The following is a 21,764-nucleotide window of genomic DNA, read 5'->3' as shown; positions in this document are numbered from 1 at the left end:
ATGGCCAGAAAGCAGATAACCCTGACCATCGGCGCGGAAGGGCGCGACAAGGGCAAGGTGTTCATCCTGACGGAGCTTTCTGCCTACGACGCCGAGGAATGGGCCGGCCGGGCGCTGTTTTCGTTGATGAACGCCGGGGTGGAAATTCCGGACAACATCGCCGAGGCAGGACTGGCCGGCGTGGCCGCCATGGGCATGAAGGCTCTCGCCAAGCTGCCTTTCGACAGCGCCAAGCCCTTGCTGGACAAGATGATGGATTGCGTGCAGATCCAGCCCAGCCCAAGTGTGACGCGCGAGCTCATGTCTGGCGATGTCGAGGAGGTGGCGACCCTGTTCGCGCTGCGCAAGAAAGTCCTGGGCTTGCACCTGGATTTTTTTACGGCCGCCGTCCCATCGACTTCGGGCTCCAAGTCCACAACGGCGGCACGCGCCTGATTCGCTACGCCAATATTCCCCGGAGTATTGGCTTGGTGATTTCCCGGCACCCGGGCCTGCTGCACGACCTGCAGACGGCCTACGGCGCCGAAGACCTGTACAACCTGCTTGAGGTGATTGCGGTGGACGCACACAACAGGCGCGTCCTAGCTGAACCGAGGTAATTGCATGGCCACCATCACCGATGCCTTGCTCGTGACTGCGGGTTTCGATCCGAAGCGTTTCGCGGCGGATACCATCACCGGCGCGGCCGGCCTGGGGCAAATGGCCGAGAACCTGGGCATGAGCACGGAGCGGCTGTCTGCCTGGCAGATGGCGGCCGAGCGGGCTGGCGGAACCGCGGAAGCCATTTCCGCCCAATTGAGGGAATCCTCGGGCGAGGTAGCCAGATTCAACCGCGGATCCGCCACGGACTCGCTACCCGCGTTCTTCCGCAACGGCGGCAATGTCGGCGACCTCAAGGATGGGAACACCTACCTGCTGGCCAGGTCGAGGATCATTGCCGATCTTTACCAGAAGGACAGGGCTCAGGCCGCGCTGGCCGCCCAGGACATGGGCATCAGCGAGGGCCTGTTCAATCTGTTCAAGCGCGGGCCCGACGAGCTCGAACGGATGCTTCAGGTCCAGGAGAAACGTGCAGCCATCTCCGGCAACGATGCGCAAGCGGCCGCGCAGCTGCGTGACCGCTACCTGGACCTGCGCGATACCTTTGAATCGGTGAGCGTCAAGGTGCTGCTGGCGCTCATGCCGGCGTTCGAGCGGCTTATCTCGCTAGCCCAGGGTTGGGGCGATTATCTGCTTGAGAACCGCGACGAGATCGTCGAGTGGGTCGACGCAGCGGCGCAGGTTATCGTGAAGTTCGTCGATGCAGTCGATTCGGCGGCGCAGGCGGTGGGAGGATGGCAAAACGTCCTGCTGGCGTTGGGGACGCTCAAGATTCTGTCCTGGGCGAATTCGCTGCTGAGCCTGGCATCTGCCTTGGGGGCCGTGGCTACGGCTCTCGGAACACTTGGTGGCGCCGGTGCGGCGCGTGGACTGGGTGCATTGAGAGGCTTGGGTCCTGCGGCGTTGAGAGCGGCAGGACCTGTCGCGGCAGGCATCGCATTGTTGTTCAATAGCAGGGACACGAACGTAGGCGAGGCCGAATTCCTGGCAGCAAGGGACAATCCCGCGCTAAGGAGTAAAGAGGTTCTCGATGCGGTCAGGTACTTCGAGTCCAAGAAGGGCTACACCCGGGAGGCGGCCGTGGGGCTGGTGGCCAACCTGCAGGCCCAAAGCAACCTGGACCCCAGGGCCGTGGGCGCTGATGGCGCTTCCGCCGGCATCGGACTATGGAATCCGCGACGCCAGGCCGAGTTCAAGCGCATATATGGCATGGACCTGCGCGAGTCCACGGTTGAACAACAGCTGGATTTCGTCGCCAGCGAGCTGGAGAGCACCAGGCGTAGGGCGGGAGTACATCTGGCCGCCGCCACCACCCCGGCCCAGGCCAGCGTGGCCGTGTACCGCCACTTTGGATTGAACAAGTCCGAAGGGGATAGCTCAAGCGAAGAGCGCAAGCTTGCCGCCGCTGCCGCGGCAATCTATGGGACGCTTTTCCTCGAAGATCAGGAACGAGGCGCCGCGGCTGCGGCTACGACGGTCGCGGCAGCCCAAGCCAGCGCTGCCGCCATCCCGAGCAGCACGGCAACCACCAGCAATACGTCCGAAACTCATATCCACGGCCCCATTACGGTTATGACGCAAGCGACGGATGGCGAGGGAGTCGCCCGCGATTTGGGACGTGTGGGACGCTCCCAGAATCTCGTCCAACAAGGCAATACGGGGATGTTCTGATGCCGTTTATTCCTTTTCCCGATGTCCCGAGCGGTCCGGGCGTCCCCGCGGTCTTCCGCGCGGCGACGCTTCCTTCGGTCTTCGAACCGGCAAGCTTCGAACTTGCGGCGCTGACCGATAGGATCTTCGGTCCTCCTCGCTGGGGGCTGTATGGCGTCGATGGGCGGCAGATGCTGGTCTTCGAGACGTTCCTCAGCATTGCTTTCAATCAGGGCAGCCAGATATCCAGCTATCCCTCGGAGCAGGGCGGATTCTCGTCCTTCAACAAGGTCGATGCGCCATTCGAGGCGACCATCAAGCTGGCGCATGGCGGTGATCCGGCGTCGCGCAACATCATGTTGTCCGTGCTGGAGCGCATTGTCGGCAGCACGGAACTGTACTCAGTGGTGACGCCCGAGATCGTCTATCCGTCGGCCAACCTGGTGAAGTACTCGTACACCCGCGCAGACAAGAACGGCTCCAGCCTCCTGATCGTCGATCTGACGCTGCAGGAAGTCCGGCAGACGGCCGTCCAACTATCGCCGGCCACGCAGGACCCCAGCGGCGCGTATGAAGTGAGCAATGGCCAGGTGCAGGCGTTCGAGATTGACGCCTATCCCCGGCGCGACCAGAACAAGGTGGCGGATCTGGAGCCCATCCAATGAAGAGAATTCCCCTAAGACCCGTGCCGGCGCAAACGCTCAGCGTCGTGCTGTCCGGGCAGAACTGCCAGATCGCCGTCTACCAGAAGTCGACCGGACTCTATCTGGATCTTGAACTCGACAATGCGCCCATCGTGACCACGGTGCTTTGCCATGACCGGGTACGGCTGGTGCGGTCAGCTTACCTGGGCTTCGTCGGCGATCTGGCTTTTGTGGACACTCAGGGCCACGTCGACCCGCAGCATCGGCATCTCGGTTCGCGTTTCGTCCTGGCATACCTGGAGCCTTTGGAACCATGAGCTTCATCAAACGCCGGCTGAACGTGACCATCAGCCTGGGCAAGGGGGAGTTCGGCGATGAGCAGGGGCCGGATGTGACGCTCAGCGGCTACAGGATGACGGTGGATATTCCTCTCCATACCGTATTCGAAAACAGTCCAATGACCCTGCAGATCCACGGACTGAATCAAGACCTGATGAACAAACTGACGACGATAGGACCCGTCATGACGGAGCGCCGGGGAAAGAATCTTGTCCGGATCGAGGCAGCGGGAGACTCGGGTGTTCCCTGCGTGGTCTACGAAGGAGACATCGTCGAGGCCTGGGGTGGTTACGGGATGGGGGCAGAGGGCAAAGCGGCCGCGGGGGGCGTATTCACAGTCAAGACCGAGGTGGCTGGGGCCAAGCAGGTAAAGCCCGCATCCGCCAGGTCGTTTCCCGGCGCGAAAAAGGCGCAGGAAATCATGTGCGATATCGCCAAATCAATGGGATACAAGGGCGAAAAAAGCGGGGAGGACTATGTGTTGGCCGACCCCTATTTTTCCGGAACCGACATGGACCAATTGCGCAGTTGCGCGAAGGCCGCCCGGGTCAATTTCACGATAGACCGCGGCGTCCTGTCAGTCTGGCCGGAGGGTGGATATAGAAAGGGCGATCCGATTCTCGTGGCGCCGGAAACGGGGTTGATCGGATATCCGGCTTTTACGAGCAAGGGACTGCAACTGACGACGCTCTACAACCCGCACCTCGGCTTGGGAAAAAGAGTGCAGGTCATCAGCACCGTCGAACCCGCGCATGGCGAGTGGATCATTGTGAGTCTGTCCCACAAGCTGGAGGCAGAGGTGCCTGGTGGCGTCTGGCAGTCGGTGGCCGTATGCAAAAGGAATCTCAATGGCTAAGCAATACGGATACGCAGGGCTGGCGCAAGCCGGCCAGGGCGACAGCGAGTTCGGGGCCTTGCAGTTCCTGATCAGCCAGGCCCTGAATCGAGTCAGTACGGCGACGCTGGTCAAGGTGGTGTCGGTGACGAATGCAGGCGGACTGTCTCCGGTGGGTTTCGTCGATGTGCAGCCGCTCGTCAACCAGCTCGATGGCGCCGGGAATGCCGTGCCGCATGGGGTCCTGCATCGTCTTCCCTACTTTCGCCTTCAGGGCGGAGCGGACGCTGTCATCCTGGACCCGAAGGTCGGGGATATCGGGATGGCGGCTTTCGCGAATCGGGATATCTCGCTGGTGAAGACCTCGAAGGCGCAGAACAACCCTGGTTCCTGGCGTTCCCACGACATGGCGGACGGGCTGTATTTCGGCGGTCTGTTGAATGGAACCCCGGTGCAGTACGTGCAGTTCACGGCGGACGGCATCAACGTCGTGTCGCCCTCCAAGGTGACGGTGGCCGCGCCCAATATCGAACTGAACGCCAGCGCGCAGTGCGCATTGAATTCGCCCCGGATCGTGCTGAACGGGACGGTGCAGCAAGGCGGCGGATCCTTCGGCGGCACGTCTACCTGGCAGGGCGACATGCACACGCTGGGTACGCTGCGCAACAACGGCAAGGACGTGGGCAGCACCCACACGCATTCCGGCGTGCAGAGCGGGCCGGCAAACACAGGAGCGCCCAATTGAACACGTTGCTGCTAGACCGGACGGCTTGGGACCTGGTGCTCGATGCCGCGGGAAACATCGCGCTGGCGACCAAGCCCTACGCCGTGGCGCAAGACGTCGCCAGCGCCATCAAGCTGTTCAAGGGGGAGCTGTTCTACAACACCACCCCAGGCGTTCCGTATTGGGAAGAATTCCTGGGCCATCAACCGCCGCTGGCGTTGGTGCGGGAGCACGTCCGGCGAGCCGCGCTGACAGTCCCGGACGTGGCCGACGCGGTCTGCACGCTGACCTCCTATACCGACCGCGCCCTGGCGGGCTACGTCGCAATCACCCAGCAAGACGGAACGACGCAAACCGTCAGCTTCTGAGGAAACCATGCCGAACAACTCGAAAGTGCCGCGCGTGCAGTTCACGCCGGAAGGGCTGGTGCTGCCCAACGAATCCGCCATCCTCGCCGGCGTCCTGTCCGACATGGACGCGGCCTTCGGTGGCGGGCTGAATCCCGCGCTGGAAACGCCCCAGGGCCAGCTGGCCTCCAGCACCACCGCCATCATCGGCGACAAGAACAACGAGTTCGCGACCTACGTGAACCAGGTCGACCCGGCGTATGCGCAAGGGCGGATGCAGGACGCCATCGGGCGGATCTACTTCCTGGACCGCAAGCCGGGTACGCCTACCGCTGTCATCGCCACCTGCACGGGCCTGGCGGGCGTGACGATACCCGTGGGCGCGCGCGCCCAGGCGGTGGATGGCAATCTGTATCTGTGCACCCAGGCGGGAACGATACCGGCCAGCGGACGCGTCGACCTGCCATTCGCTTGCTCGGTCGATGGGCCGGTGGATTGCGCGCCAGGCGCACTGAACCAGATCTATCAGGCCATTCCCGGTTGGGACTCGGTATCGAACGCCGATGCCGCAACGGTGGGCAGCCATGTGGAAAGCCGGGCCGAGTTCGAGGAGCGCCGGCGGCAGTCGGTGGCGCTGAACGCCCGCGGCTCGATCCCGGCGATCTACGCCAACGTGGCGAACGTGGAGGGCGTCATCGACGCCTACGTGACGGAGAACGATCTCTCCGTACCGAAGACGGTCGGCGGCGTCGTCCTGCGTCCGCACTCCATTTGGGTCGCGGTGACGGGCGGCGAGGCGGCGGACATCGCAGATGCCATCTGGCGCAAGAAGAGCAATGGCTCCGACTACAACGGCAATACCTCCTATACCGTGGAGGACAAGGAGGGATATGCCTATCCCTACCCGTCGTATGTCGTGACCTGGGAAACCCCGGCAGCGCTGCCCGTGCGTTTCGCGGTGCAGCTCGCGGACAACCCCGCGCTGCCGTCGGACATTGTGGCTTTGATCAAGCAGGCGATCATGGACGCCTTCAACGGCGGAGATGGCGGGCAGCGCGCGCGGATTGGATCGACCATTTATGCCAGCCGCTTCTACGCACCCATTTCGGTGCTGAGCCCGGTGGTCTCCATCCTGTCCTTGCTGCTGGGCTCCGACACGCCGTCGGGCGCCAGCCTGGCCGTACCGATCAACCGCCGGCCCACGATCACGGCCAGCGATATTGCGGTGACATTGATATGAGCGTCGTGCCTAAGCCGGGGCTGGCGGCCCGGACCCTCATCAGCCAGTACGCCAACAGCCCCACGCTCGTCCAGTTGATCAACAACATGGACGACTACATCAACCCCGACGCCGATTTCGACGCTTTCCATGACTTCGTCTGGAACGTCGAGACCGCGCAGGGTTTCGGGCTGGACATCTGGGGCAGGATCGTCGACGTCGGCCGGATGCTGACGGTGCCGGGAGACGTCACCTATCTGGGATTTGACGAGGCGCTGAACTGGCAGCCCTTCAACCAGGCGCCGTTCTACACAGGCGAGCAGGCCACGCAGACGTATCGGCTCGCCGACGACGCGTATCGCACGCTCATCCTGGTCAAGGCGCTGGCCAACATCTCGGATTGCACTTCGCCCAGTTTGAACCGGCTGCTGTCGAACCTGTTCGCTGGGCGCGGGCGTTGCTATGTGTCGGACACAGGGAGGATGGAATTCCGCTACGTGTTCGAGTTCGCGCTGGCGCCGCATGAAATCGCCATCCTGACTCAATCAGGCGCGATACCCAAACCGGCCGCGGTTCTGGCGAACATCCTGCAGGTCGATCTTTCTACTACGTTCGGATTCAACGAAGCGCTGATGCAGCCGTTCGGCTCGGGCGTACTTTTCACTTCTTCGGGGCTTATCAATGCAAGCTAGCAATGCACCTATCAAATCGGCCGTCCCGTTTGCGGAAAGCGGGACGAAGAACACTATTCCGGTTGCGTCGCAGATCGGCGTGACGCCGGGGGCGGCGTCGTTTACTGATGGATTTCCGCCGTTGACTATGACGCCGTTGGCCGCGGGAGGCGTTCCACCTTATGGCGCCGACTTCAATGGCATCCTCAACTTTCTCAGTGCTGCCGCGCGCTGGCAACAGGCTGGGGGCGCCTATCCCTACGACGCCGCGTTCAGCACAGCCATTGGCGGGTATCCACAGGGCGCAATGCTGAAGCAATCATCTGGTGGCGGTTACTGGTTGAATCTTGCCGAAAACAACACCTCGAATCCGGATGGCGGCGGTGCGAATTGGATTGCTCTACCCGCGGGGATTGCGTCCACGGCGGAGGCGGAGACCGGCACGGATGACAAAAAAGCGATGACGCCGTTGAAGGTATTCCAGGCTATTGCGAGAAAGGTGATGCAGGCCACAGAAGGCGTGCTCGGCGTCGCCAAGGTTGCCACGCAGTCGCAGACGAACGCCGGCGCCGACGATGCCACCATCGTGACGCCGAAAAAGCTCAGGTTTGGCGTGGCGATGTCGCTCGGTATCAATGGATACCTGGCGCTGCCTTCCTGGCTTGGCGGTGTCATTCTTCAGTGGGGGCGCGGCACTGTGAATATGAACACTGCGGCCGGAAACTATCACTACGGATCTGCCGCTGTTTCGTTTCCGCTGACGTTTCCGACGGCCGCCTGGGTGGCGATACCGCAAATCCAAAACAGTCCGAATGTGATGGACAGCATCAGCGTCGCCTCGTTCAACAATTCGACGCTTCAGGTACTGGGCTGCACCAGCTACGAAGCGGGCCAGGCGCCGGAATTCTATTTCATCGCCATAGGAAACTAGCATGACTGAAACCCCGAACAAGGCGGCTTTTCTTTGTCTATGAGGGGCGAAATTGAACATCCAAGATTTCGACGCCCTTGCCGCAAAGCTCGCCGGCGTTCTGGGCGCAGCGGTTTCCATGCGCTATCTGCAAGGATCATGGCCAGCCCGGCTGAGCATGGCTGCCAGCGGCTCGTTGGTGGCGTACTACGCGGCTCCCTATCTGTCGCTGCTGCTGGAGATTCCAGAAGGCCTGGCCGGTTTTCTGACCGGCATGTTCGGCATGGCCATCGTCTCCCGAGGATGGGAGGTTGTGCAGACCGTTCCCATCGGCGCGTTGTGGCAGGCCGTGATCGACCGAGTGCGCGGCAGAGGGGCATGAGGCGCATCGTTTCATTCATGCGGAGACTTCATCCGTGAGTACTTTCCAACTATCCCAACGCAGCCTGGACCGCCTGGTCGGGGTGCATCCCGACCTGGCCGAGATCGTCCAACTGGCGATTCAACGCACGACGGTCGACTTCACTGTGGTGGAAGGCGTTCGCACCCTTGAGCGGCAACGCGAGTACGTCGCCCGTGGCGCCAGCCAGACGATGGACAGCTACCACTTGCCGCAGGCGGACGGCCTGAGCCATGCCGTTGACCTGGCGCCGCTGATTGATGGGGTGATTCCCTGGAGCAACTGGCAGGCCTTCGCCGGCCTGGCGCAGGTGGTCAAGGCCTGCGCGACCGAGCTCGGCGTTCCGGTGGAATGGGGCGGCGACTGGAAGACGCTCAAGGACGGCCCGCACTTCCAGATCCCGCGCGGCTGGAAGGGACGCGCATGAACGCATCGCTGCGCGCGTTGGCGCCGTATCTGATCGGCGCCGTCCTGGTGGCCGCCGCCTTCCTGTGTGTGCGCTGGTATGGCGCCGTTCAGTACCGCGCCGGAATAGACCAGGCCAATGCCGACTACACGCTGGCCGAGCTCACCGAGTTCCAGCGTCAGACGACGCGCCTGGGCGGGATATCCGAATCCCTGGAAGGCGCGCTTACCGCGTTGCGCGGCGCCAGCCCGAAGATCATCGAGAGGTACACCCGTGTCGAAGTCCAGAGTCCTTTGCCTGCTGGCTGCCGCATTGACGCTGAGCGGCTGCGGCACATCAACGAAGTCGGTCGCCTGGCCAATTCTGCCGGCCAACCTGGCGCAGCAGTGTCCGCAAGTGCCCGAGGTGACGAGCGATAGCTGGGACGATCTTGCGCGCAGCTATATCTTCCTGGCGGCGCTATATGGGGAGTGCGCGGCAAGGCAGCGCGCTGTGGTGCAGGCATGGGAGAAAACCTAGCGCGCCTCGACCATGTTTCAGCGCCCGTTCATTCTTAAAGGGCAGACCATTTTTTTTACTTGACCCAGGTAGAAAAGTGTTGATGACCAAGTGGATTTCGGCGCTGTCGGCGCGGCGGCGCCCTTGCCGGCTTCAGTCATGCTGAGCGTGCGGCTCGTAAACCATCTCGGCAACTGGCGTTTTTGGGAGATGCTCATCGGTGAAGTCGATATCCAGCATCGATTGCGCCTGCGCGCAGCCATAGACGAGGAAATCAGAAAATCGCCGGAATGAGAGCAGGAAATCCGGATAGGTTATGAAAGAAGCAAGGCTGCGTGGGACGATTTTTGGACCAACATCTTCGAAGCTGAAACGGAAACCGCATTGGCGGCGTAGCCCAAACAAAAGCCCGCAGGCGCAAGCCGCGGGCTTTTCTTCGCTACCCTTCAAATGGACTCTTCTTCTTCCGCCGATTTACTGGCCTGAGGATTTCGCCTGACTTCAGCCTGTACACGTCTTTCCCCTCCCAGATCACGGCGCCGCCGGTGGACAGGCGGCATTGCAGCACTATGTGCGGATCGGGACTGTCGTCCGTCGCGGGTTCTTGAATGATATGTCGCTCGATCCGGTACTGGTCTCCTGCTGCCGAGACCGCAATCACATCCTCCAGTCGTCTGCATGAGATTGACATGATGAGCCTCCTTCACTTGCGCCATGGTGAAACCTGTGGCGCTGAGGTCATCGTCTCGACTGGCTCTTTCCCTGTCAATGCTGCTGCGGTCCATCATCCAAGCGTATGCGCGACGCTTCCGAGGGGAGTGTCGTGCATACGCATGAGACGATGCATGCGTTTGGTCTAGGCTGTTCTCAAAGCCGCGCGTGCGTTGAAATTCAGCGGCGGTCAGTGGTACTTATGGCAGCCGCAAGGCCTGGATCGGATGCTATTCGAGCTTCACGTTGGCGGACTGGATGACCGACCGCCACTTCTTGTAGTCCGCTGCGATGGTCTGCGAGAACTGGGCAGGGGTGGTCGGCATGGCGGTCGCGCCTTGCGCGGCCAGCGCATCCTGGACGTCTTTCAGCGCGAGGATCTTGTTCAGTTCCGTGTTCAGCGTCTGGATGATGGGCTTGGGCGTGTTGGCGGGAGCAAGCAGCCCATACCAGACGCGCACGTCGAAGTCGGGATAGCCGGATTCCGCGATGGTGGGCACGTCAGGCATGGCCGGGCTGCGCTTGAGCGAGGTCACGGCCAGCGGCACGGCGCTGCCGGCCTTGATCTGCGGCGCGGCCGAGGGGATGGACGTGAAGATGACCGGGACCTGCCCGCCCAGCAGGTCGGCCATGGCCGGACCCGATCCCTTGTAGGGCACGTGCACGAGTTTGATGCCCGCCTGCAGTTGCAGCAGTTCGGCGGCCAGGTGCGTGATGGTGCCGGCTCCCGGCGAGCCGTAGTTGATCGTGCCGGGCGCCTTCTTGGCGGCGGCGATCAGGTCCTTGAGGGACTTGTACGGGCCGTTCTTGTTGGCGACGACCACCAGCGGCGCTTCGCCGACGATGCCGATGGGTTCGAAGTCCTTGACCGGGTCATAGGCCAGCTTCGTGTAGAGCGAAGGCGCCACGGCCAGGTTGTCGACCTGGCCCATGACGATCTCGTAGCCATCGGGCTTGGCGCGCGCGGCGGTGGTGATGCCTATGGTGCCGCCGGCGCCCGGCCGGTTCTCGGCGACGACGTTCCACTTGACCGAATCGGACAGCTTGGCGGCGACGGTGCGCGACAGGAAGTCGGTGCCGCCGCCGGGGGTGAACGGCACGATGACCCGGATGGGCTGGTTCGGGTACTGCTGCGCGGCGGCGGGGGCGCAGGCGGCGAGCGCGCAGGCCGAGAACATTAGGGCACGTAGCATGATTGTGGTCTCCATTCCTTGGTGGGCGCGTCCGGTCGTGATCGCCAGACGTCGGTTGCTGCGGATGCTGCTGACGCGTACTGCGGGTTCGGTTGCGGCGGGCGGGTTCAGGTCCCTGGTTGGCTAGACGGTTCCTTTCGCGCGGAGTTCCCGGATCCGGTCGTGCGACAGGCCCAGTTCCTCCAGGACCGATTCGGTGTCCGCGCCCAGCTCGGGCGCAGGGCTGCGGATCTGGCAGGGCGCCTCGGCGAACTTGATCGGAAAGCCCAGCATGCGCACCTGCTGGCCATCGGGATGCGCAACGTCCATGGCCATCTGCTGGTCCGCGACCTGGGGGTCGTCGAACACGTCCTGCAGGTTCAGCACCTGTCCGCAGGGCACACCGTACCGGTTCAGGCGTTCGATCCAGTAGTGGCTGTCCTTCTGGCGGGTGCGGGCTTCGATGGCGGACTTGATGGATGCGCGGTTCAGCATGCGGTCGGCGTTGGCCTGGAATTCCGGATGCGCGCGCAGTTCGGGCAGCTCCAGCGCGTCCAGGAGCTTTTCGTACATGGCATCGTTGGACGGCGCGATCGCGACCTGGCCGTCGGCGGTCTCGAACAGCCCATAAGGCGCGACGATGCCGTGGTCGTTGCCGGTGCGGGGAGGCAGCTCGCCGCTGGCGAAGTAGTTCGACGCCTGGAAGCTCAGCAGCCCGATCATGCTGGACAGCAGGCTGACGCTGATGGAGTCGCCGCGGCCGGTGCGTTCGCGGCGCAGCAGCGCAGCCACCACGCCGAGCGCGCCGTTCAGGCCTGCGGCCAGGTCGCTGATGGGGGGCCCCGCGCGCATGGGCGGATCGTCTTCGCCGCCGTTCAGGCTCATGAAGCCGCTCATGGCCTGGGCGATGAAGTCGAACGCGGGGCGGTCGCGATAGGGGCCGGACGCGCCGAAGCCGTTGATGCTGCAATGGATGATGTCCGGCCGCAACGCTTTCAGCGCCTCGTCGCCGAAGCCCATCTTGTCCATGATGCCGGGCCGGTAGTTCTCGATCACGACGTCGCAGTGGGGTATCAGCTGGCGCAGGATGTCCTTGCCTTCGGCGCTGTACAGGTCCAGCGTCACCGACCGCTTGTTGCGGTTGTAGTTGGCGAAATACCAGCTCAGGCCGTCCCGGATCACGCCTTGGCGGCGGATCGGGTCGCCCTCGCCGGGCGCCTCGATCTTGATCACTTCGGCGCCCATGTCGGCCAGTATGGATGTGCAGTACGGCCCGGAGATGATACGTGTCAGGTCCAGGATGCGGATTCCGGTAAGTGGCATGGCGTATTGGTGCGTGGTTATTGTTCTGGCTATCCCGAAGATCCCGTTTTGGCTCAGCCGATCGCGCCGGCGGCCACGGCGTAGTCGTGCAGGCGCAGGCGCGGCCCCGCCTTCATCAACTGGCCGGGCAGGCCGCGGCCGACGATGCCTTCCAGCCGTTGGGCCACCTTGATCAGCGCGCCCAGGTCGATGCCGCTGTCCACGCCCATCTCGTCCAGCAGGTAGACCAGGTCTTCGGTGCAGATGTTGCCGGTGGCGCCCGGCGCGAACGGGCAGCCGCCCAACCCCGCCAGTGAGGATTCGTAGGACGTCACGCCGGCGCGCAGACCTTCCACCACATTCACCAGGCCGATGCCGCGCGTGTTGTGGAAGTGCAGCGAGATCTTGATGCCGGGATGATCGGCCCGCAGCATCTCGACCGTGTGACGCACCAGCCGGGGCGTGGCCATGCCGGTGGTGTCGCCCAAGGTCACGGCATCGAAGCCCTGGCGCGCGAAGTGGTCGAAGATGGTCCGGATGCGGCCCAGGTCCACGTCGCCTTCGAAGGGGCAGCCGAAAGCGACGGCAATGGCGCCCTTGCGCTTGATGGGGTGTTCTTTCAGCAGCTGCGCGATGTCCTCGATGTCGCGCAGCGACTGTTCGACAGGGCGGTTCAGGTTCTTGGTGTTGTGGCTTTCCGTGGCGGACAGGAACACGACGACCTCGTCGGCCTGCGACTGCAGCGCGCGTTCGACGCCCTTGCGGTTGGGCGCCAGCGCGCCCAGCACCACGCCCGGACGTTTGCGCACGCCCTGCAGGACTTCCTGCGCGTCGCGCATCTGCGGCACGGCGCGGGGCGAAACGAAGGAGGTGGCTTCGAAGTGCCGCACGCCTGCGTCGATCAGCGCGTTCAGGATCTGGATTTTGGTGTCGGTGGGCACGAACTCGGATTCGATCTGCAATCCGTCGCGCATGCCCACTTCCACGATTTCGACTCGGTCTGGAAGGCTCATGGCTGGTCGTCTCCTGGCATCCGGATCCTGCGCCCGCGAGGGCTTTGCGCGGCGATGTCCGGGATATGGGTGGTCGGCCTCCATCTTCTGCGATGGACCCAGGCAGGACAAATCGTGAATCTTCGGCGGGGGATCGCGAAACGCGATGGCTCGGGATCCAGGCGTCGCGCCCGGGCCGGCCCGCGCGTCCTATTGCTGCTTTGCGGCTTCGGCGATCAGATGATCCAGCAGCAGCCGGGCGGCACCCGATAGCGATTCATTGCTGCGCACGCACAACTTCAGTTGGCGCTGCGCCCAGGCGTCGGTAAGCGGAATGATGCAGAGCTCGTCGCACACATAGGCGGACAGGGCCTCGGTGGGCACGATGCCGACTCCCAGGTCCGCGCGCACCATGGACACCAGCGCGTCGTAGGAGGTGACCTGGAAGCGCAGCCGCAGGGAACGGTTCATGGAAGCGGCTTCGCGCGTGAACAGATAGTTCGCGGCGCTGCCCCGGTGCATGCCGACGTGGTCGTAATCCAGCGTATCGGCGAAAGAGACCCGCCGGCGCCGCGACAAGGGGTGCCCCGATGGCGCCACCAGCGCCATGACGTCGCGGTGGTAGGGAAATATGTCCAGTCCGTTTTCGTCGTCGGATTGGGTATAGACGCCGATGTCGGCGGCGTTGTCGATCACCGCGCGGGTGACGCCGGCGCTGACGGATTCTTCCAGGTCGATCTGCACGTTGGGGTGCTGGGTCAGGAAGCGGCGCAGTTCCATCGGCAGGAACTGCGCGATCGAAGACAGGTTGGCCGCGACGCGCACCCGGCCGCGCAGGCCGGCGGAGTAGTCGCGGATTTCGGCGGCCAGGTCCTGGGTTTGATGCAGTAGCGCGCGTGCGCGCCGCGCCAATGCGCGTGCGGCGCTGGTCGGTTCCACGCCGCGCGCATGGCGCTGGAACAGCGGCACGTCCAGCACGCGTTCGAGTTCGGACAGGCGCTTCGATAGCGCCGATGGCGCGATATGTTCGCGCGCGGCGGCGGCGGCGATGCTGCCTTCTTCCAGCACGGCCAGGAACACCTGCAGGGTATACAGATCCAGACGAGGGGTCATGGGGAGTCGCGGAGATACACGTCCGCGAGGATAGCGGCAGTCTAGCGCCGCCGGCCTAGGGGATTACGCTTAGCCGATTTCCACCCATTCCTGCGCCGCGCCGCGCGCCAGCAGTTCGCCGACCGTGATGACGGCGATCCGGCCATCGGCCGTTCCCAGAGCCAGCTTTTCCTCGTGGGCATCGAGGGCGAAGACCAGCGTAGGCAGGCCTTCCAGCCGCATCCGGGCGCGCAATTGGATTTCACCCGAAGCGGCATCCAGCAATAGCAGCCCGCCGTCCAGGAACGAGGCGGCGACCAGCCCGGGGCCGGGCATGAAGACGACCGCGCTGGCCGAGGCGGTGGTGGGATGCCGCCAGCGTTCGCGGTCACGGTCCAGCGGCTTGCGATAGATGAAGCCGGCGCAGGCGGCGCTGACGGCGGGAGAGTAGTGCCGCCCGCTGATGACCAGGCCCGCGCCTTGCGCGTCTTCGACATAGCAGCCGCTGAGCTCCATGGCGTGGCTGTCGGGCTTGCCATTGGCCTTGAGCACCGGCCAGAGCGGTTTGATCTGGCCGTCGGGCATGACCATGCACAGGCGTTTGGCCTCATGGGAGCTTGCAGGCGTGCCCTGCACACAGAACGGCGACGGCGCGCCGCTGATGCGGATGTAGTGATTGAAGCAGTCGTAATGGCCCAGGTCCACGCGCAGTTCGGCGCCCGAGCCCAGGTCGCGCAGCAGGTCGCGTGCGCCTCTGGTAGCGGGGATGCGGTTTCTGCGGCCCAGCATTACGCCTTGTGACGAGGCCGAGAACGTGTATTCGCCGTCGTATTCGCCGACGAGGTCCAGTCCTTTGTCCGTCAGCGTATACAGCCGGGAGTCCTGGCGCCACTTCATGTCGGGCCGCGTCGAGGGCTCCACGACGTGTACATGGATGCCTGCCGCCCGGATGATCTCGGCGCCATGGCCGGCGCCGGAGTATGCGGCGATCAAGCCGTCTTCGACGCCGTGGATTTCCAGCAGGCAGCCGCCATGCGCCACCGCGATGCGCTTGGCGTCCAACCACGCAAGATCGTGGATGGCGTTGCGGCTCGCCAGTTGCGGCAGCCCAAGCCATTGCGCGAGGCGGGATTCAGGCGCAGGCGCGGGGGAATCTGCTGCCGGCGCGATGGCGTCGCTCGACAGTTCCAGTTCGCGCGGTCCGGCATCGGACCAGGTTGCTTCGCCGTAGGGCGCGCGCACGACATACAGCGTGCTGAACGCGGCGTCGGGCGGATCGTCGGGCAGGCCTTCCCATTCCTCGTCCCAGGGCCGCACCCACGCCTCGATCCCGTCGCCCGCGGGGTCGAAGGCGCAATGCGCAACTTCGGGGATGTCGTGGAAGAACCGGCGGGAGAGTCCGCTGCGCCAGTCCCAGACCTGCAGGTCGCCTTCGAACAGATAGCCGCCGTCATAACGGCCGGTGCCGATCGCGACCACCGATTGGTCGGGATGGAACGCGACGTGGTTGACGGGATGGCGCAGCTCGTCGAACGCCGCGAACGGGATGGGGCTGCCGCGGCGGTACAGCGCCACGCGATAGCGCAGCGTTTGGCCGCCATAGGCCGCGCGGGCGCGAGGGTGCGCGAGCAGGGGAAACTCGGAGGCCACGGCCGCGATTTCCCCTGCTGGGTCGAAGAACACTCCGGTAATCTTGCCGCTGCCTCGCAGCGGCGTATCGGCGATCATGGCCATGCTGGATTCCGCGATACGAGCGCCGTCGATCGCGAATGCGGGCGCAGGGCCATGGGCAGGCGGGATAAGCTTATTCGAGGAGCGGGTCGGGGCGCCCGGCCGGGCTCATGTGCGAGCCCGGCTGGCGGCCGGCGTCTCCTTCTTCGCGCGCGGCTTGGGCGCGGGTTTCGGGTCTTGGGCAGGAGCGTCGAACTCCTGTTTGTTGCGTTCGCCCCGCGGGGTATTTTCCGGATGCGGCTTGGGAAAAGCCCAGGGCTTGGTTTTCTGATCCATTGCATGTACTCCTTGCACAGGCGGAACAGTAGCATTAGCCGTGGCACTGGGTAAGTGAGGGTTGACGTCAATATTCATCACATCGTGATTTTCAGGTGAAAAATGCGATGGATTCGACCCGCTTTAGCCCGTTCTGTTCCGCCCTGATGGATCAGGGCCCATCAACACTGATAGCTGATAGGACACTCCTTCCTGTGCTGATGCGCGGTCTAGCCAGCTTCGGGCCTGTCCTCAAGCCAGATGCGGTCGAACTGTTCGCGCGCGTGGTGCGCCCAATCGTCGATGGCGCTGCGCACGTCGTCCACGGTGGGCTTGCGGTCAGCGGGCAGATTGCCGCCCGTGACGGTGCCCAGCGAGGTGATCAGAAGTTCGTTGGTGTTGGCGTCGCGCAGCGCGGCTTCGAGCAGCAGGCGCGCGGACTGATCGCGGTAACCGGCCGCCTTGACGGTCTGGCCGATCACGAAACCGATGGGGATGTACTCGGTAATCCTGGGGTCGCGCTCGTTGCGGAAGGTGCCGGTGATGGCCGCGCTCAGGCGCAGCGCGTGCGGCGCAGGCCGGGTCAGCAATTGATAGCCGGCTTGCTCGAACTCGCGCCGTATCGCTTCATTCAGGTAGGCCAGCACACGCTCGCGCATGGCGCTGTCGGCCTTCAGGTCCAGCTCGTCCGGCCGGTCGCCCTGGATGTATTGCACCGGCTCCAGGATGATTTTTTTCGGGTACTGGCTGCCGATGGGCGGGCCGGGGCGAACCCAGACCATGCCGGCGCTCCAGTCGGGATCCTGTTTCAGCCGGCTTTGGTTTTCACCCAGGGACGTGGAATAGTTCTGCGGCTTGGGCAGGTTGGTGCAGCCGGCAAGGCCGATCACTGCACAGCAGGCGGCCAGAGCGAGACGGATCTTCATATTCTTCTCTTCCTGAAAATGGCACCCGGGCTGCAGATGGAAAGACCGTGCGCGCGCCGCGGGCGGCCCAATTATTGCCCCGTTTCGCGCCGGATTTCCCGCTTTGGCTCGGATGGACACCCCGTTTCGTTGCAAAGCAGAATTCCATTTTGGGAAAACTGAAACAAAGGATCGAGGGGGCGTCGAAGGCTCCATAGCGGGTAAGCCGTAATAGCTGCCGCGGAAAGCCGCCGCGGGACTACGATGGACGAGTGAACATAGGGAGACAACTATGGACACTGCCAAGCAATGGTATGCCGCCGTCAAGGACTGGCAACGGGCCCGCGACGAGCTCACCGCCGCGATCGCCGCGATCAAGTGGCCGAATCCCACCCAGGATTGCCTGGACAACTATGATCGCGCCTACGCCAACGAAACCGGGGCGCGGGATCGCATGAACCAGGCATACGAGCGCGTGCGACGATAAGCGCGCGCATCTTTGCCCGGCGGCCGCGGCGGGCATTGCTACACTGCCGCGCATGACGGACCAACAACAGAAATTCATGATCAGGCCGGCCCGGCCTGAGGACGCAGTCATGCTCGAAGACCTGCTGATGCGCACCTACGAAAGCACATGGATGCCGGAAATGACGGCGGAAAGGGACCAGCAGTTCCGCGCCAGCGGCAAGACGGCCCAGTATGTGAGCGCCAGGGGCAGTCTTTTCATGGTGTGCGAAATCGACGGCGTGCTGGCAGGCATGGCGGATTGGGAGAACGACTTCATCTGGGCCTTGCACGTGCATCCCGCAAGACAAGGGCAGGGCGTTGGCGGCGCCTTGCTGGCATGGATGGAAGCGGCGATTCAGGGCGCGGGATTCGCACGCGCGCGGCTGGAGACTGATTCTTTCAACATGCGCAGCCGCCAGTTCTATGGCAAGCACGGCTACGCCGAGATCGATACCTATCCTGACGAGGAATGGAACAGCGGCTTCACTACCGTCCTGCTGGAAAAGCCCTTGCCGGTCTGATGCTTCTGGCTCCATGAAAATAGCCTTGGCTGGTCCTGGAAATGGAGCCACGATGGCGGTATGTTGTGGTTTTCAGCCGCTACCGCCGAACCCGCCATGTATCTGCCGTCCGCCTTTCGCGAAGACTCGCCCGAAGTCCAGCACGAATTCATCCGCGCCCACCCCCTGGGCGTGCTCACGACCAGCGGGGATGGGGGGCTGATGGCGAACCACATTCCCTGTTTGCTCTATCCCGAGGGGCCGCATGGCGTATTGCGCCTGCACGTGGCTCGCGCCAATCCGCAGCTTGCCGACCTGGCTGCAGGCCGCGAATGCCTGGTCGTCTTCCATGGGCCGCAGGCTTACGTCACGCCGTCCTGGTATCCGACCAAGGCCGAGACGCACAAGGTCGTGCCCACCTGGAACTTCGTTGCCGTGCACGCCTGGGGCGTGCCGGTGATCCAGGATGATCCGGCCTGGCTGCGGGCCCAGCTGGATGCGCTGACCGACAGCCAGGAAAGGGCGCGCGCGCAGCCTTGGCGCGTGGCCGACGCGCCTGCGGATTTCATCGCCGCCCAGATGCGTGCCATCGTCGGCGTGGAGATCCCCATTGCGCGCATCGAAGGCAAATGGAAGGTCAGTCAAAACCGCACGCTTGCCGACAGGCGCGGCGTGGCCGAAGGCCTGGCGGCGGAAAACGGCGATGCGGTCATGGCCGGGCTGGTTGCCCGCCGCGGCGGGCTGGAGTAATCCGCCCCCACGCGAAACTGGCGATGGCGGCAGCCTGCAGGCAGGCCGCCGCCGCCAGGAACCAGAGCAGCGGCTGTCCGGCCTGTTCGGACCATGCCCGCAGCATGCCGAACGACGCGGGCGCGAAGGCGTAGGCGCCTTGCGACATGGCGACGATCAGCGGGACCACACGTTGCGCGTCTTCGCGGGCGAACTCTGTCTGCGCGATCAACGGCGGCAGCGAGGTCGCGTTCCCTATGCCTGAGCCGAACAGCAGAACGCCCAACCAGATGGCCCAGGCGTGCTCGGCGGCCAACATCAGAATCAACGAACCGGCGATCTGGATGGCGTAGGCCAGGCAGGCGACTTTGCGCCGGTCCGTGCCGGCAGGCATCAGCCAACCGACGAGCGTGCGCCCGCCTATGGCCGCGGCCGTGGCCAGGCCCATTGCCAGGCCGGCAGTCTGCGCACCCAGCAGCGGCGCCAGCAGGGACAGCAGATGCGCGATCAGACCGATCTGGGCGAACAGGCCCAGCGCCATGCCGGCAGCCAAGGTGATAAAGGCGCGGTTGCGCCACAGGTCCGCCACCGGCGCGGGCGGGGCGATGCCTGCCGCAGCCGCCGGCGCCTGAGTCGCAGCGCAAGCGCCATCCGGCTCTTGGCCGAGCTGTTGCGGTGTCAGGGCAAACACCTGGCGCGACAGCACGGCGATCACCGCCACCATCGCCGCGCCCACCCACAAGGCCGCCTGGTCAAATCCCGCCTGGCCGATCAGGTAAACCCACAAGGGCGAAAAGACGATGCCGCCGACGCTGGCGCCGTTGTAGGCCATGCCCAGCGCGGCGGGGCGGCGGCGCACGAACCAGGGTGAGATCAACGCATTGACGGCGGCGGCTCCCAACGTCACCCAGCCCATGCCCGAGAACAGCGCGGCTGCGTAGAGCTGCCAGGGCTGCGCGGCCGTGGCCCATCCGCCCACGCCGAACGCCAGCAGCACGGCGCCGCCCAGCGTGACTGCCGGCACGCCGCAGCGCCGGTACAGACGCGGCAGGTTGGCGACCACCACGGTGCCGCAAAGAAAGTGCAGCGTGACGGCGCCGGATACCAGGGCCACGCCCCAGCCGGTACGCTGCGCCACGGCATGCAGGAAGACGGGCGGGCCGTAGAAGCCGACGCCCCAGCCGAAGATCGCCAGCACGAAGGTGGCGTAAAGCACTGTCCAGCCGAAGAATTTCCGGGATGCGGGCATGGGTGTCCGGGCAGGCCGGCTGCTGTCTTGTTGTGTTGAGTCGCAGTATGCTTGACTCTGCACACAACACTTTGGTCTGTGACGAATCATGGAATCCGAGTTCGCCGACATCAATCTTTCCGCCGTGGCTGGCGCCATCGCCGATCCGGCCCGCGCCCGCATGCTGTGCGTGCTGCTGGACGGCCGCGCGCGCACCGCGACCGAACTGGCGGCTGCCGCCGACATCGGCGCCTCCACCGCCAGCAGCCATTTCCTGCGCCTGCGGGAACAAGGGCTGGTGGAAATGGCCGTGCAGGGCAAGCACCGCTACTACCGCCTGGCCAACAGCGAGGTCGGACACGCGTTGGAGGCCTTGCTGGTGGTGGCTGGCGCGGAACGCGTGCCGTTCAAACCCAGCACGCCGTCGGCGCTGCGGGAGGCGCGCACCTGTTATGACCACATGGCGGGCACGCTGGCCGTGCGCATCCATGACGCCATGCTGTCGCGCCAATGGCTTACGGCGGACGGGCGCGATTACCTGCTGACGCCGTTGGGCGAGGCGGCGCTGGCGCAGATAGGCGTGGACGTGTCGCAGGCGCGCCAACGCCGGCGGCGCTTCGCCTGTTCCTGCCTGGACTGGAGCGAGCGCCGCTCGCATCTGGGCGGCGCCTTGGGCGCGGCGCTGTTGGAGGCGCTGACGCGCCGGGGGTGGATCAGCAAGGATCTGGATTCACGTGCGCTGAGCGTCACGAAAAAGGGCGAAAAGCAGTTTCCCGCTTTCTTTGGACCGGCCGGTGAGCAGCCGGCCGCGGCGACTGCGCGGCAGGACCGCCATGTTGCGGCTTGAAGCCGCAACAAGGTGTGCATATGCAACAGATCTAGGGAAATCCCCGTGAACCTGTGCGGCGACGGGTTGCGACAGCATCCCGCGTCGCGCCGCAAGCCGCGCCAACCCTGGCCATGCGGTGCGCAGGTGCTTCGCGCGCAGCGTCCTCAAAAAACGGGGACACAATTCTTGCGCTGCAACAGTGTTTCTATTTTCTGCCCACGTTACAAAACATATCCGAACTGTCATGGACAAGCGGGGTATGCTGGGTCGCAGAAAGAGGGCATCCGAAGTGCATCAGAACAACTTGATCTACAAGGGATACCGGCTGACGGCCAAAGTGTCCCGGGGCGCAGACGCCGAGGTTCAGGCGCAATCCAGCGGCCCCGTATTCATAGCGTCGGTGATGGTGGTCCAGGCTGGCGCCGTGCTCGAAGGCGGCGACGAATATCCGGTTCCGCGTTTTGCCGAGGGCGGCTTTGTCTACAGTCCGCGCGAAGCGGTGCATGCAGCGATCCTGCACGGCCGCGAAATCGTCGACGGCCTGACCAACCTGCCAGCCTGACGCCGT

General features: G+C 64.3%; 28 protein-coding genes. 19 read left to right on the top strand and 9 right to left on the bottom strand.

From position 1 onward, the window contains the following. From ACM1PE_RS19225 to ACM1PE_RS19160, 14 genes are all read left to right on the top strand, one after another. Nucleotides 1–435, top strand: coding sequence for a hypothetical protein (locus tag ACM1PE_RS19225; protein ID WP_118933197.1), 435 nt, complete (start codon nucleotides 1–3; stop codon nucleotides 433–435). Between the two features lie 168 nt (nucleotides 436–603). After that, on the top strand, nucleotides 604–2,271 hold the full coding sequence (locus ACM1PE_RS19220) for a phage tail tip lysozyme (protein WP_419340690.1): 1,668 nt from the start codon (nucleotides 604–606) through the stop codon (nucleotides 2,269–2,271). Beyond that, a complete protein-coding gene (locus ACM1PE_RS19215) occupies nucleotides 2,271–2,915 on the top strand; it encodes a phage baseplate protein (protein ID WP_118933195.1) in 645 nt (214 codons plus the stop codon). Before ACM1PE_RS19220 ends, ACM1PE_RS19215 begins: the two co-directional genes overlap by 1 nt. Continuing rightward, nucleotides 2,912–3,211 carry a phage baseplate plug family protein gene (locus ACM1PE_RS19210; RefSeq protein WP_419340689.1) on the top strand — a complete coding sequence of 100 codons (300 nt, stop codon included), beginning with the start codon at nucleotides 2,912–2,914 and terminating at the stop codon, nucleotides 3,209–3,211. The genes ACM1PE_RS19215 and ACM1PE_RS19210 overlap by 4 nt, the downstream gene beginning before the upstream one ends. Beyond that, nucleotides 3,208–4,089 (top strand): baseplate hub protein, encoded by an 882-nt coding sequence (locus tag ACM1PE_RS19205; RefSeq protein ID WP_419340688.1) that lies wholly within the window; start codon nucleotides 3,208–3,210, stop codon nucleotides 4,087–4,089. Before ACM1PE_RS19210 ends, ACM1PE_RS19205 begins: the two co-directional genes overlap by 4 nt. Next, a complete protein-coding gene (locus ACM1PE_RS19200; protein WP_059371893.1) occupies nucleotides 4,082–4,813 on the top strand; it encodes a hypothetical protein in 732 nt (243 codons plus the stop codon). Before ACM1PE_RS19205 ends, ACM1PE_RS19200 begins: the two co-directional genes overlap by 8 nt. Further along, entirely contained in the window at nucleotides 4,810–5,160 is a 351-nt protein-coding gene (locus tag ACM1PE_RS19195) for a hypothetical protein (RefSeq protein WP_419340687.1), read from the top strand. Before ACM1PE_RS19200 ends, ACM1PE_RS19195 begins: the two co-directional genes overlap by 4 nt. 7 nt (nucleotides 5,161–5,167) lie before the next feature. Further along, the gene (locus ACM1PE_RS19190; protein WP_419340686.1) at nucleotides 5,168–6,379 is read left to right on the top strand and encodes a baseplate J/gp47 family protein; all 1,212 of its coding nucleotides are present in this window, start codon (nucleotides 5,168–5,170) and stop codon (nucleotides 6,377–6,379) included. After that, the gene (locus ACM1PE_RS19185; RefSeq protein WP_059371898.1) at nucleotides 6,376–7,050 is read left to right on the top strand and encodes a DUF2612 domain-containing protein; all 675 of its coding nucleotides are present in this window, start codon (nucleotides 6,376–6,378) and stop codon (nucleotides 7,048–7,050) included. Before ACM1PE_RS19190 ends, ACM1PE_RS19185 begins: the two co-directional genes overlap by 4 nt. Then, entirely contained in the window at nucleotides 7,040–7,960 is a 921-nt protein-coding gene (locus tag ACM1PE_RS19180) for a gp53-like domain-containing protein (protein ID WP_280015134.1), read from the top strand. Before ACM1PE_RS19185 ends, ACM1PE_RS19180 begins: the two co-directional genes overlap by 11 nt. A 52-nt stretch (nucleotides 7,961–8,012) precedes the next feature. Further along, nucleotides 8,013–8,321, top strand: coding sequence for a hypothetical protein (locus tag ACM1PE_RS19175; protein ID WP_059371904.1), 309 nt, complete (start codon nucleotides 8,013–8,015; stop codon nucleotides 8,319–8,321). A 34-nt stretch (nucleotides 8,322–8,355) separates the two neighbouring features. Continuing rightward, a complete protein-coding gene (locus ACM1PE_RS19170) occupies nucleotides 8,356–8,766 on the top strand; it encodes a M15 family metallopeptidase (RefSeq protein ID WP_419340685.1) in 411 nt (136 codons plus the stop codon). Further along, complete coding sequence (locus ACM1PE_RS19165; RefSeq protein WP_419340684.1) at nucleotides 8,763–9,164, top strand: hypothetical protein; 402 nt, start codon at nucleotides 8,763–8,765, stop codon at nucleotides 9,162–9,164. The genes ACM1PE_RS19170 and ACM1PE_RS19165 overlap by 4 nt, the downstream gene beginning before the upstream one ends. Then, entirely contained in the window at nucleotides 9,106–9,264 is a 159-nt protein-coding gene (locus tag ACM1PE_RS19160; RefSeq protein WP_419343850.1) for a hypothetical protein, read from the top strand. The genes ACM1PE_RS19165 and ACM1PE_RS19160 overlap by 59 nt, the downstream gene beginning before the upstream one ends. A 132-nt stretch (nucleotides 9,265–9,396) precedes the next feature. Here ACM1PE_RS19160 and ACM1PE_RS19155 read toward each other — a convergent pair whose 3' ends face one another. The 8 genes from ACM1PE_RS19155 to ACM1PE_RS19120 all read right to left on the bottom strand — a co-directional run bounded on the left by ACM1PE_RS19155 (nucleotide 9,397) and on the right by ACM1PE_RS19120 (nucleotide 17,424). After that, on the bottom strand, nucleotides 9,397–9,693 hold the full coding sequence (locus ACM1PE_RS19155; protein WP_419340683.1) for a hypothetical protein: 297 nt from the start codon (nucleotides 9,691–9,693) through the stop codon (nucleotides 9,397–9,399). 491 nt (nucleotides 9,694–10,184) lie between these two features. Then, complete coding sequence (locus tag ACM1PE_RS19150) at nucleotides 10,185–11,147, bottom strand: Bug family tripartite tricarboxylate transporter substrate binding protein (protein ID WP_118933184.1); 963 nt, start codon at nucleotides 11,145–11,147, stop codon at nucleotides 10,185–10,187. A gap of 123 nt (nucleotides 11,148–11,270) precedes the next feature. Then, nucleotides 11,271–12,449: a CaiB/BaiF CoA transferase family protein gene (locus tag ACM1PE_RS19145; protein WP_419340682.1), complete on the bottom strand. Its 1,179-nt coding sequence runs from the start codon at nucleotides 12,447–12,449 to the stop codon at nucleotides 11,271–11,273. A gap of 53 nt (nucleotides 12,450–12,502) precedes the next feature. Then, the gene (locus tag ACM1PE_RS19140; protein ID WP_419340681.1) at nucleotides 12,503–13,441 is read right to left on the bottom strand and encodes a hydroxymethylglutaryl-CoA lyase; all 939 of its coding nucleotides are present in this window, start codon (nucleotides 13,439–13,441) and stop codon (nucleotides 12,503–12,505) included. A 189-nt stretch (nucleotides 13,442–13,630) separates the two neighbouring features. Beyond that, complete coding sequence (locus tag ACM1PE_RS19135; protein ID WP_059371919.1) at nucleotides 13,631–14,533, bottom strand: LysR family transcriptional regulator; 903 nt, start codon at nucleotides 14,531–14,533, stop codon at nucleotides 13,631–13,633. A gap of 69 nt (nucleotides 14,534–14,602) precedes the next feature. After that, nucleotides 14,603–16,246 (bottom strand): hypothetical protein, encoded by a 1,644-nt coding sequence (locus ACM1PE_RS19130; protein WP_419340680.1) that lies wholly within the window; start codon nucleotides 16,244–16,246, stop codon nucleotides 14,603–14,605. Nucleotides 16,247–16,351: 105 nt separating this feature from the next. After that, complete coding sequence (locus ACM1PE_RS19125; protein WP_165867876.1) at nucleotides 16,352–16,519, bottom strand: hypothetical protein; 168 nt, start codon at nucleotides 16,517–16,519, stop codon at nucleotides 16,352–16,354. A gap of 209 nt (nucleotides 16,520–16,728) precedes the next feature. After that, entirely contained in the window at nucleotides 16,729–17,424 is a 696-nt protein-coding gene (locus ACM1PE_RS19120; protein WP_059371924.1) for a DUF3313 domain-containing protein, read from the bottom strand. Nucleotides 17,425–17,695: 271 nt separating this feature from the next. Between ACM1PE_RS19120 and ACM1PE_RS19115 the strand changes: the two genes are divergently transcribed. The 3 genes from ACM1PE_RS19115 (at nucleotide 17,696) to ACM1PE_RS19105 (ending at nucleotide 19,160) form a co-directional block, all read left to right on the top strand. After that, nucleotides 17,696–17,890, top strand: coding sequence for a hypothetical protein (locus ACM1PE_RS19115; protein WP_054453278.1), 195 nt, complete (start codon nucleotides 17,696–17,698; stop codon nucleotides 17,888–17,890). Between the two features lie 52 nt (nucleotides 17,891–17,942). Further along, entirely contained in the window at nucleotides 17,943–18,431 is a 489-nt protein-coding gene (locus tag ACM1PE_RS19110; protein WP_419340679.1) for an N-acetyltransferase family protein, read from the top strand. Between the two features lie 96 nt (nucleotides 18,432–18,527). Next, nucleotides 18,528–19,160 carry an FMN-binding negative transcriptional regulator gene (locus ACM1PE_RS19105; RefSeq protein ID WP_251882136.1) on the top strand — a complete coding sequence of 211 codons (633 nt, stop codon included), beginning with the start codon at nucleotides 18,528–18,530 and terminating at the stop codon, nucleotides 19,158–19,160. On the opposite strand, the gene ACM1PE_RS19100 is transcribed toward ACM1PE_RS19105, so the two are convergent. After that, on the bottom strand, nucleotides 19,120–20,388 hold the full coding sequence (locus tag ACM1PE_RS19100; RefSeq protein WP_419340678.1) for an MFS transporter: 1,269 nt from the start codon (nucleotides 20,386–20,388) through the stop codon (nucleotides 19,120–19,122). The genes ACM1PE_RS19105 and ACM1PE_RS19100 overlap by 41 nt on opposite strands. Before the next feature lie 88 nt (nucleotides 20,389–20,476). Here ACM1PE_RS19100 and ACM1PE_RS19095 point away from each other — a divergent pair, with 88 nt between their 5' ends. Together ACM1PE_RS19095 and ACM1PE_RS19090 are read left to right on the top strand one after the other, a co-directional pair. Next, entirely contained in the window at nucleotides 20,477–21,214 is a 738-nt protein-coding gene (locus ACM1PE_RS19095) for an ArsR/SmtB family transcription factor (protein WP_419340677.1), read from the top strand. 271 nt (nucleotides 21,215–21,485) lie between these two features. Next, nucleotides 21,486–21,758: a hypothetical protein gene (locus ACM1PE_RS19090; protein WP_054453716.1), complete on the top strand. Its 273-nt coding sequence runs from the start codon at nucleotides 21,486–21,488 to the stop codon at nucleotides 21,756–21,758. Nucleotides 21,759–21,764: the final 6 nt, after the last annotated feature.

This window comes from Achromobacter sp. PD1 (genome assembly GCF_048541815.1).
Taxonomy (GTDB): Bacteria; Pseudomonadota; Gammaproteobacteria; order Burkholderiales; family Burkholderiaceae_B; genus Achromobacter; species Achromobacter bronchisepticus_A.
The sequence above is the reverse complement of the archived record's forward strand: the minus strand, read 5'-3'. Positions and strand labels throughout refer to the sequence as shown.

Coding starts and splice junctions, on each gene's coding strand:
- ACM1PE_RS19135 (WP_059371919.1), bottom strand. CDS start 14,533: ATGACCCCTCGTCTGGATCTGTATACCCTGCAGGTGTTCCTGGCCGTG.
- ACM1PE_RS19145 (WP_419340682.1), bottom strand. CDS start 12,449: ATGCCACTTACCGGAATCCGCATCCTGGACCTGACACGTATCATCTCC.
- ACM1PE_RS19210 (WP_419340689.1), top strand. CDS start 2,912: ATGAAGAGAATTCCCCTAAGACCCGTGCCGGCGCAAACGCTCAGCGTC.
- ACM1PE_RS19140 (WP_419340681.1), bottom strand. CDS start 13,441: ATGAGCCTTCCAGACCGAGTCGAAATCGTGGAAGTGGGCATGCGCGAC.
- ACM1PE_RS19190 (WP_419340686.1), top strand. CDS start 5,168: ATGCCGAACAACTCGAAAGTGCCGCGCGTGCAGTTCACGCCGGAAGGG.
- ACM1PE_RS19150 (WP_118933184.1), bottom strand. CDS start 11,147: ATGCTACGTGCCCTAATGTTCTCGGCCTGCGCGCTCGCCGCCTGCGCC.
- ACM1PE_RS19165 (WP_419340684.1), top strand. CDS start 8,763: ATGAACGCATCGCTGCGCGCGTTGGCGCCGTATCTGATCGGCGCCGTC.
- ACM1PE_RS19180 (WP_280015134.1), top strand. CDS start 7,040: ATGCAAGCTAGCAATGCACCTATCAAATCGGCCGTCCCGTTTGCGGAA.
- ACM1PE_RS19115 (WP_054453278.1), top strand. CDS start 17,696: ATGGACACTGCCAAGCAATGGTATGCCGCCGTCAAGGACTGGCAACGG.
- ACM1PE_RS19120 (WP_059371924.1), bottom strand. CDS start 17,424: ATGAAGATCCGTCTCGCTCTGGCCGCCTGCTGTGCAGTGATCGGCCTT.
- ACM1PE_RS19200 (WP_059371893.1), top strand. CDS start 4,082: ATGGCTAAGCAATACGGATACGCAGGGCTGGCGCAAGCCGGCCAGGGC.
- ACM1PE_RS19110 (WP_419340679.1), top strand. CDS start 17,943: ATGACGGACCAACAACAGAAATTCATGATCAGGCCGGCCCGGCCTGAG.
- ACM1PE_RS19185 (WP_059371898.1), top strand. CDS start 6,376: ATGAGCGTCGTGCCTAAGCCGGGGCTGGCGGCCCGGACCCTCATCAGC.
- ACM1PE_RS19205 (WP_419340688.1), top strand. CDS start 3,208: ATGAGCTTCATCAAACGCCGGCTGAACGTGACCATCAGCCTGGGCAAG.
- ACM1PE_RS19130 (WP_419340680.1), bottom strand. CDS start 16,246: ATGGCCATGATCGCCGATACGCCGCTGCGAGGCAGCGGCAAGATTACC.
- ACM1PE_RS19220 (WP_419340690.1), top strand. CDS start 604: ATGGCCACCATCACCGATGCCTTGCTCGTGACTGCGGGTTTCGATCCG.
- ACM1PE_RS19215 (WP_118933195.1), top strand. CDS start 2,271: ATGCCGTTTATTCCTTTTCCCGATGTCCCGAGCGGTCCGGGCGTCCCC.
- ACM1PE_RS19100 (WP_419340678.1), bottom strand. CDS start 20,388: ATGCCCGCATCCCGGAAATTCTTCGGCTGGACAGTGCTTTACGCCACC.
- ACM1PE_RS19125 (WP_165867876.1), bottom strand. CDS start 16,519: ATGGATCAGAAAACCAAGCCCTGGGCTTTTCCCAAGCCGCATCCGGAA.
- ACM1PE_RS19225 (WP_118933197.1), top strand. CDS start 1: ATGGCCAGAAAGCAGATAACCCTGACCATCGGCGCGGAAGGGCGCGAC.
- ACM1PE_RS19095 (WP_419340677.1), top strand. CDS start 20,477: ATGGAATCCGAGTTCGCCGACATCAATCTTTCCGCCGTGGCTGGCGCC.
- ACM1PE_RS19105 (WP_251882136.1), top strand. CDS start 18,528: ATGTATCTGCCGTCCGCCTTTCGCGAAGACTCGCCCGAAGTCCAGCAC.